This is a genomic window from Calidithermus terrae (assembly GCF_003574345.1).
Taxonomy (GTDB): domain Bacteria; phylum Deinococcota; class Deinococci; order Deinococcales; family Thermaceae; genus Calidithermus; species Calidithermus chliarophilus.
On record NZ_QXDL01000176.1, the window covers coordinates 1 to 8,802 of the forward strand.

Annotated in this window: 8 protein-coding genes and 1 pseudogene; 2 read left to right on the forward strand and 7 right to left on the reverse strand. The window is 66.5% G+C overall.

The genetic code is table 11. The features are described 5' to 3' along the window. The 3 genes and pseudogenes from Mterra_RS16235 to Mterra_RS16245 all read right to left on the reverse strand — a co-directional run. Nucleotides 1–217 (reverse strand): annotated as a pseudogene (locus Mterra_RS16235) (ABC transporter permease); the annotation flags it as partial. Nucleotides 218–296: 79 nt separating this feature from the next. Next, complete coding sequence (locus Mterra_RS16240) at nt 297–683, reverse strand: 3D domain-containing protein (protein ID WP_119316114.1); 387 nt, start codon at nt 681–683, stop codon at nt 297–299. A 357-nt stretch (nt 684–1,040) separates the two neighbouring features. Beyond that, complete coding sequence (locus Mterra_RS16245; protein WP_119316115.1) at nt 1,041–1,811, reverse strand: hypothetical protein; 771 nt, start codon at nt 1,809–1,811, stop codon at nt 1,041–1,043. A gap of 87 nt (nt 1,812–1,898) precedes the next feature. Here Mterra_RS16245 and Mterra_RS16250 point away from each other — a divergent pair, with 87 nt between their 5' ends. Next, complete coding sequence (locus Mterra_RS16250) at nt 1,899–2,546, forward strand: hypothetical protein (protein WP_119316116.1); 648 nt, start codon at nt 1,899–1,901, stop codon at nt 2,544–2,546. 91 nt (nt 2,547–2,637) lie between these two features. Further along, entirely contained in the window at nt 2,638–3,492 is an 855-nt protein-coding gene (locus Mterra_RS16255) for a YihY/virulence factor BrkB family protein (RefSeq protein ID WP_119316117.1), read from the forward strand. A 16-nt stretch (nt 3,493–3,508) separates the two neighbouring features. Here the strand turns inward: Mterra_RS16255 and phnE are convergent, their stop codons facing one another. The 4 genes from phnE to Mterra_RS16280 form a co-directional block, all read right to left on the reverse strand. Continuing rightward, a complete protein-coding gene (phnE, locus tag Mterra_RS16260) occupies nt 3,509–5,146 on the reverse strand; it encodes a phosphonate ABC transporter, permease protein PhnE (protein ID WP_119316118.1) in 1,638 nt (545 codons plus the stop codon). Continuing rightward, entirely contained in the window at nt 5,143–5,901 is a 759-nt protein-coding gene (gene phnC, locus Mterra_RS16265) for a phosphonate ABC transporter ATP-binding protein (RefSeq protein WP_119316119.1), read from the reverse strand. The genes phnE and phnC overlap by 4 nt, the downstream gene beginning before the upstream one ends. Before the next feature lie 289 nt (nt 5,902–6,190). Beyond that, on the reverse strand, nt 6,191–7,318 hold the full coding sequence (locus Mterra_RS16270; RefSeq protein ID WP_218022954.1) for a Fic family protein: 1,128 nt from the start codon (nt 7,316–7,318) through the stop codon (nt 6,191–6,193). A gap of 732 nt (nt 7,319–8,050) precedes the next feature. Beyond that, nucleotides 8,051–8,802: phosphate/phosphite/phosphonate ABC transporter substrate-binding protein (locus Mterra_RS16280; RefSeq protein WP_147372878.1), on the reverse strand; the 752-nt coding region annotated here is incomplete at its 5' end.

Genomic DNA, 8,802 nt, shown 5'->3' on the forward strand with positions numbered 1-8,802 from the left:
GGGGCGGGGTGTTGGGCGCCTCGGGGGCGAGCTTGAGCAGCAGGACGTGGGGCACCGCCTTGAGCGTGGCGTCGATGAGGCCTTTGCTGAAGCCGTTGAACAGCGACAAAGCGGTGGTGAGCACCATGATCCCCACCGCCACGCCCAGCAGGGTGATGAGGCTCTGGGTGCGGCGGTGGCGCAGGTGGCGCAGGGCGAGGAACCAGACGAATCGCATGGGTCGGGCCAGCAAAATCGCAGAGGGCCGGCCCTCTGCGATCGGCTTTACCCTATTTTAGCCGGTCGGCCCGGCCCGATCAGCCGCGGCCCAGCCGCACGACCGTCACCCGGAGCTTGCGCACGCCGAAGCTGATGGCGGTGGTGCGGTTGGGCATCCAGATGTCCATGCGCCAGCGGAAGCGGCGGTTCATGGTGTCCTCGACGACGAAGATGGTGTTGCGGAAGAGGTAGTTGAACTGCCCGCGACCGCGCCCGCTGGGGGTGCCCAGGTCCTCCAGGCGCACCTGCGAGCCGTAGGGCAGGGTGGGCAGGAGGTCGCGGCTCACCGCCACGATGCCGAAGCGGGTGCGCGCCCCGGTGGCGGTGATGAAGGGGGTGCTGTCGGTCTCCCGCACGGAGGAGGTGTAGGCGGTAGAGGTCACCACGAAGGTCGAAGCTGCCCATGCCGAGGAGAAAACCCACATCGCGGCGAATGTGAACAGCACAGCAAGGTTGGTGTGAATAAACCATCGCATATCCGGCCAAGGGTAGGCGCGGTTTTAGAGGACATTCTTAGAGAGCTCCCCCCTTTTTCTCATCTTTCAAACTTTTGTCGAGGCTCGGCTTTACTGCATAAACGTAAAAAGTGGGCAGACAAGGGATAAAAGCAAAAGCAGAAGCATGAGAGAAGCCTCAAGCCACCGCTTCATTTTCTAATGAAGCCCGGAGTGCCCCCGCCCGCCGGGAGGCCCGACACCCCGCAAAAAGGCCCCGCTCGAGGCGATTTCCCGCCGCCTCACCCGCTAATCGTGAAGCGGAATTTTATGAAAAGCCCGTAAAGGCTACTCGACGCGCAGGCTGTACACCCCGCTCGAGACCCCGTCGGCACAGCCGAGGCTCTGGTCGCAGAAGCCGGCCAGGCCGCCGTTGCTCTGCTCGCGCACGAAGACGTGGTCGTTGGGCTTGAGGTCGAAGCTCATCCCCGGCTCGCCCCGGAACACCCGGTTGTTGCCGCGCACCACCTCGACGATGGGGTGCAGGCCGCCGGAGGGGTAGTCGAAGGTGAGGCGGGCGTCCTGGCCGCGGTAGACGTAGCTGTCGAGCTGGCCCAGGAACAGCAGCGCCCCGGCGGTGCTGCCGCTGATCTCCTGGCCGCTCGAGCCGCGGTAGCCCGCGCGCGACACCGCCCGCACCCGCACCCGGGTGGGCTCGGGGAGGCGGTTGCGCACGCGGACGTAGGCCTTGCCGAAGTTGGCGGGCAGGTTGAGGCTGAAGGGCAGGCTGGGGTCGATGACCTTGGGGTTGCGGCCGACGGAGGACACCGCCAGGCCCGGCGCGGCGAACCAGTAGCGGCTCACCGAGCGGGCGTAGGGCAGGCGGTTGCTGTCGAAGACGGTGAGCTCGAGCTGGGCCGACTTGGGGTTGTCTACGGGGAAGGCGTCCAGCCGCACCGGGGCGCTGCCGACCTCGAGGTTGAAGAACACCGCCTCACCCTCCCCCAGCGCCAGGGTGGTGGCCTCGGGCCCGTCCACCTTGAGCACCGTGCCCGTGGGAATTCCGGGCGCGCCGCAGGCGGCGAGCAGGAGAATGAGAAGGGCGAATACAAAGCGCATATGCTCGAGAGTAGCGCATTAGAAATCCCCCTGGGTGAGTGAGGGCGCTCTAAGCAAGCCCCCACCCGGGCGGCCTATGCTTGGGGCGTGACGCGCGCGCTCCTGGTGGCCGCCCTGCTGGGGTTCAGCCCAGCCCTGGCGCAGGGCATCACCTTCTACCTGGGCTTCAGCCTCCCCTCCCCCGCCGACTTGCGGGTGGTTCAGGAGGGACACCCCGAGACCACCGTGCGGCAGGCCCGCTTCGAGAGCCGGGACTTCGGCTACCCCATCTACTACGGCGTGCGGGCCTGGTGGGGCGACCCCAACGGGCTGCGCTACGAGCTCGAGCTCATCCACCAGAAGCTCTACTTCGCGGGCGCCGAGGAGAACGGCGAGCTGTTCGAGCGCTTCCAGGTGACCGACGGCTTCAACCTCCTCACCTTCAACCTGGCCTACGCCCTGCCCGCGGGGCCGGTGCGGGCGGTGGGGCGGCTGGGGGCGGGCATCGCCCTCCCGCACCCCGAGACCGTGGTGCGGGGCCGGGCCTACGGCGTGGACGGCGACCCGCTGTACTACCACTTCGGCGGCCTGGCCTTCCAGGGGGGGCTCGGCCTCGAGGCGCCCTTCGGCGGCTTCGCGGCCCAGCTGGAGGGCAAGTTCACCTTCAGCCACAGCCGCGTCCAGATCGCGGGGGGCTTTGTGGAGGGGGACTTCTCCACCTGGCACGCCGTGTTCGGCGGGGGCTACCGCTGGTGAGGGAGGGGCGCCCCCTCAGCCCCGGCTCAGCCCGCCCCTGCAACATCAGCCTCGAGACGGGGCCCCTGCGGGCGCCCCTCGAGGAGCGACGATGTGGAGCCTGGTGCGGCGCACTTTTCAGGAATGGCAGGAGGACCGGGTGCCGGTGCTGGCCTCCTCGCTGGCGTTCTACACGGTCTTCTCGCTGGCCCCGCTGCTGGTGATCGTGATCGCCGTGGCCGGGCTGGTGTTCGACCAGGCCCAGGCCCGTGAGCAGATCCTGCTCGAGTTCGGCGGGCTGGTGGGCGAGCAGGGGCGCGAGCTGCTGGCGACGATGCTCGAGGGCGCCAGCCGCCAGGGCTCGGGGCTGTGGGCCGGGCTGGTGGGCGTGTTCACGCTGCTGCTGGGGGCCAGCGGGGTGTTTTTGCAGCTCAAGCAGGCGCTCAACACCGTTTGGGACGTGCAGGCTGAGAAAAAAGGCGGGATGAGCGCGCTGGTGCGGGCGCGGTTGGCGGCGGTGGGGATGGTGCTGGGGCTGGGCTTCCTGGTGCTGGCCTCGCTGGTCGCGAGCGCGGCGCTCGCCGCGTTCGGCGACTGGGCCTTCGGCGACCTGCCGGGCTCGAGGCTGCTGTGGCAGGCGGTCAACTTCGCCTTCGCCTTCGCGGTGCTCACGCTGGTCTTCGCCCTGCTGTTCAAGTACCTCCCCGACACGCCGGTGGCCTGGCGCGACGTGTGGGTGGGGGCCCTGGTGACCTCTTTGCTCTTCAACCTCGGCCGCTTCCTCATCGGGCAGTACCTGGGCCACAGCGCCGCCGCCAGCACCTTCGGGGCCGCCGGAGCCCTGGTGGTGCTGCTGCTGTGGGTGTACTACTCGGCGCAGATCGTGCTGCTGGGGGCGGAGTTCACCCAGGTCTGGGCCAAGACGCGCGGCTCGAGGGCCGCGGAGGCGCAGGCCGAGGGCGAGTAGCCCTTTGAATCCAGCGTCAGACCAGGCGGCTGCGCAGCCAGGAGGAGGCGAAGTCGATGAGGTTGACCACGATCACGATGGCGATGACGCCGATGATCATCTGGTCGTAGTTGCCCGCGTCCATCGCGCCCTTGATGAAGTAGCCGATGCCGCCCGCGCCCACCAGGCCCAGCACCACCGAGACCCGGAAGTTGATCTCGAAGCGGTAGAGGGTGTAGGAGACGAACAGCGGCAGCACCTGCGGCAGGATGGCCCAGCGCAGCACGTTGACCCCGGAGGTGCCGGTGGACTCGAGCGCCTCGATGGGCCCGCGGTCAACGTTCTCGATGGCCTCGGAGTAGAGCTTGCCCAAGTCGGCGATGGAGTGGATCGCCATCGCCAGCACCCCGGCGAAGGGCCCCAGCCCCACCGCCGCCACGAAGACCAGGGCCAGGATGAGGGTGTCCACCCCGCGGTCAACGTTGTAGAAGGTGCGCATGAAGCCGAAGAGGGCGCGCATGAGGGGGCTGCCCTGGGTGAGGTTGCGCGCGGCGAGGAAGCTGGAGGGGATGGCGAAGATCGCGGCCAGGAAGGTGCCCACCAGCGCGATCTCGATGGTCAGGGCCATCTCCGAGAGCACGCTCTGCAACGGGAAGATGGGGTTGGCGGCGTCGGGCGCGGCGAGGTTGGGGGGCCAGGCGCGGTCCATGAAGCCGGTGAGGAAGGGCCAGCCCTTGACCAGCTTCTGCAGCTCGAACTCGGTGGCGTCGAAGGCGGGGAGCAGCACCCCCACCAGCCCGGCCAGGATCAGGCCCGCGCGCAGGTCGGCGGCCTCGGTGAGCTGGGGGCGGCGCAGCAGCATCAGCCCCGCGCCCAGCATCAGGCCGGCCAGCAAGAAGACCGCGAAGGCCCCGTACTGGATCTGGCCCGGCTGCAACAGGCGGTAGCCCTGCTCGGCGGTCTCCTGGGGGATGCGGCCCTTGAAGTCGGCCAGGCTCTGCACCGGCTTCTCCTCCGGCTGCCCGATCTCGCGCAGGATGGCGTTGCGCTCCTCGAGCCCGGCGTTGTACTCCTCGACGATGCGCTGCTCGAGGCCCGGCTCCACCCCGCCCAGCAGGCGGTAGTAGCCCGCCATCTTGGGCAGGTAGAGGTGGCCGCCGCTGCCGGCGTTGAGCCAGCCGAACAGCAGCGCGCTCAGGATGAGCCCGGCCCCGATCAGCGGCCAGCGGAGGCGCGGGCGCGAGCGGCCCAAGAGCGCCAGCACCAGCAGCGGGATCAGGCCCGCCAGCAGCTCCATCAGCCCGTTCACCGGGATCAGCCGCACCAGCCCGGCCGGCTGGGCGATGAGGAAAAGCCCGCTGAAGAGGGTCACGCCCCCGGCCACGACGCCCCCCAGCGCCGCCGAGGCCCCGCCCCGCCGCGCCAGCACCAGCCCGGCCGCGAGGGCCAGGGGCACCAGGGCCAGCAGGGGGAAGCGCGGCAGCAGGCCCAGCAGGGTGGGCGAGACCGTCTCGCGGGTGAGGTAGCCCACCGACTGCACGAAGGGGAAGGCCACAAACGCGACGGCGACGCCGAAGACCCCGCCGTAGATCAGGCGGCGCATCGAGCCCTTGGCGACGCTGAGCAGCACGGCGACGGCCGCGCCCAGCAGGGCATACACCAGCGCCGCGCTCACGCCGCCATCTCCTTCCGCTCGTAGATCTCGTCCACGAGCTCGTCGCTGAGCTCGGCGGCGGTGCCGTCGAAGACCAGCTCCCCGCGCCGGAAGGCGATGATGCGCTTGGCGTACTTGAGGGCGAGGTCGAGGGCGTGGATGTTGATCACCACGGTCATGCCGAGCTGCTCGTTGAAGCGCTTGAGGATGCGCATGACCTCCTCGGAGAGCACCGGGTCGAGGTTGGCGGCCGGCTCGTCGGCCAGCATGAGCCGGGGCTCCTGGGCCATGGCCCGGGCGATAGCCACGCGCTGCTGCTGCCCGCCCGAGAGCGAGTCGACGCGGGCGCTCTCCTTGGCGGTGAGGTCAACCTGCTCGAGCTGCGCCCGCGCGATCTGGTAGTCGCGCTCGGTGTAGAGCCCCAGCAACCCCCGCCAGGCAGGCAGGTAGCCCAAACGCCCGTGCAGCACGTTGTCGAGCACGCTGAGGCGGGTGACGAGGTTGAACTGCTGGAAGATGAAGCCCACGCTGCGGCGGTAGCGCTGCAGCTCGCGCCTGGACAGGCGGGTGACCTCGAGGCCCTCCACGGTGATGGTCCCCTGGGAGGGGATCAGCAGGCCGTTGAGGGTGCGCAAGAAGGTGCTCTTGCCCGCCCCCGACCGCCCGATGATCGCCACGAAATCCCCCTTGGGGATGTCGATGCTCACGTCCTTGAGGGCCTGGAAGGGCCCGTTCTTGGTCTGAAAGACCTGGCTCACTCCTCTGACTTCGATCATCACGAACTCCGCTTGACGGCCTATCTTACAAGCTTTGAAGCCAGCTCTACCGCCCTCTTCCTGCCGCCGGGTGGACGGCAGGCGAACGCCCGTTGTCCTGGAAGAGATCGTTCCACAAGTGCACGTTCGCCAGCCTGTCCCGAAGAGGATTGTGGTCGTCCCGTCCTCGGCAGTGTTTTCCGGCTCACTACCCGGCTAAGCCACCCCGAAGGGTGCTCTAAGCGACGTTGATGATACCGGCTGAACGAGCCGCGGGCGGGTGCGGTATGGCCGAGGGTTTACCGGCCGATCAGCCCGAAAAAGTCGATTCATCGGTGGAAGTTTTGGCAGTCTCGTCGCGCTCGAGCCTGAAGATATCCAGATAACGTTGGTAAACGAACAAACGATCCCTCGCATGCTCATTCGCCGGTTGCAGGACGCCTGTGCGCACCAGTTCCCCGACCAAGGCGTTGGCGTTCGAGTAAGAAAGTCCAGTGAGGCTTTGAACCCTGCGCACGTTGACGAAGGGCTGGCGGAGCAAGTGCTCATGCAGGGTGAGGGCGTTGGCGGTTCTGCGGCCTAGTTCTTGCCCGATGCGTAGGCGATCTTGTTCACGCAGGTCGAGCACGTCACGGGTTTTCTGGGCGGACTCGGTGGCTACCGAACGTACCCCCTCGAGAAAGAATCTCAGCCAGCCTTCCCAGTCCCCACGTTCACGGATAGCTTGCAGGCGGTCGTAGTATTCGCTTCGGTTGAGCTTAAAGAAATGCGAGAGGTATAAGAGCGGCGCGTCCAACAGACCATAATGGCACATCAACAGGGTGATGAGCAGGCGCCCGAGGCGTCCGTTACCGTCGAGAAAAGGGTGGATGGTCTCGAACTGGGCGTGGATCAGGCCGATCTTGACCAAGGGTGGCGTCCGAGAACCCTCCTCATAGATGAACCTCTCCAGGTTGTCCAGGGCAACCAGCATCTCGGGAACCGGAGGGGGCACGAACCGCGCGGTCTGCAGGGTAGAGCCCACGGGGCCGATCCAGTTCTGGCTCCTACGGAATTCTCCCGGGTCGCGCTGGCTCCCCCGCACCCCGTTCATCAGAATGCCGTGTATCTCGCGAATCAGCCTGAGGGAGACGGGAAGTTCTTCTTGACGCCTCAGGCCATAGTCCATTGCCTTGACGTAGTTAATCACTTCTTGTACGTCGCCAGGCGCGTCCGGATTGGCAAGGTTAGCCTCGGCCCGCAGCACGTCATCGAGACTGGCTTGGGTCCCTTCAATCTGGCTCGAGAGCACTGCCTCGGCCCGGATGTACATCATTACCAGCAGGTCGGGATTGGGGAGCCGCTCGGCTGTTCCCTTAAGCTGCCCCAGTGCACCTTGAGCCTCGAGCAGCACGTTTAAGCTCGGGGCATCCCACCCTAAAGGCTCGGCCAGGGGCAACTTCGCAGGGATAAAAGCCCGGTAACCCCCCCGTTGGGGAACAAAGGTCCCAGCTCGGTTATTACTGTTTATAGCCATTGCGCGATGACATGTTACCTTCTTGTATCTGTTTTGTCCACCATAACAGATATAACCAGAGAGGTTTGTCCCTGCTATTATCGCCAGCGAACATAGCCTTCGACTCGTGGAGCCTTTATACCTGGGATAGCCCTTCCAGCAGCTACACCGCCTGCGCCGCCCAGCCCTCCCAAGCGGGCCAAAGCCGCTCTCGCCAAGGGACTCCAAACGCTCTTCGCCGGGGTGCAGCTGGCAAACTTATCGTAGGGTGCTCATCCCCCTCCGGCAGCCCTTGACGCAGTTGCTTGGCTCTCCCAAAAAAACAAACCCCAGGATTCTCCTGGGGTCATCGAGGCGTAAGCGACCCACAGCTAAAGCAGTGGGCTTCCAGGGACAGGATTATGCCGAATAGCACTCTCCGCTTCCCCCAGGTGCGGCTGGCTTACAGCAGCCCAGCGGGGTTGCCCCCGCCGCGAAATGGTTTGCGTCATGGGCAAACAGCCGTTTCTCCCGATAGGCGATACGCCGGTGGAGTGCCTTGCAGCCTCGGCAAAAACCATCGCCCCATTCTACACGATGGTTTGGCGACCCCGCACCGCTCTGCGAGCGGCTTTCGTTTCCTCCCAGGGCTAAAGCCACTGGGTTTCCTCGAAAGGTTTCTATGAACTCGAGCCGTCAGTCCTGGCCGGCCACCTTGCGGGCTTCGCGCACCACGTCGTAGTCGGAGTCCTTGGCGGGGATCATGTAGTCGATGCGGTAGAGGTCGAGCAGCAGCTTGCTGCTGGGGGTCTTGATGCGCTGGATGGCGGCGGCGATGCCCTTGGTGAGGGAGGGGTACTTGGCCTGGAACTGCTTGGAGACGCTGAAGGTGTCGCCGGGGATGGGCTTGGAGTAGAAGATGGCGGTGAGCTGGGCGGCCTCCTCGGGCTTGAGGAACTGGGTCCAGGCCCCGCTCTTGTTCTTGTCGTCGTTGGCGAAGGTGGCGGCGGCATCGACCGACTTGTTGAGCACCGCCAGCACGGCGGAGTCGTGCTTGCCGGCGAAGATCTGCTTGGAGAAGAGCTTGTCGGGCTCGAGGCCGGCGGTCACGAGGGCGGCGCGGGGGAAGACGTAGCCGGCGGCGGAGTTCTTGTCCACCCAGGCGATGGTCTTGCCCTCGAGCTGCCGCACGTTCTTGATGCCGGAGTCCTTGCGCACGATGATGGCCGACCAGTAGTAGGGGCTGGTGCCGCGCACCGACTTCAAGAGCACCTGCGCGCCGACGTCGCGGTGGGCGATGACGTAGCCGTCAGGGGGGTAGAAGGCGAAGTCGAGGTTGCCCCCGCGCATGGCCTCGATGAGGCCGCGGTACTCGGTGGGGATGAAGATCTCCACCTCGACGGTGCCCTTGAACTCCTTCTCGATGAAGTCGGCGATGGCCTGGGCGG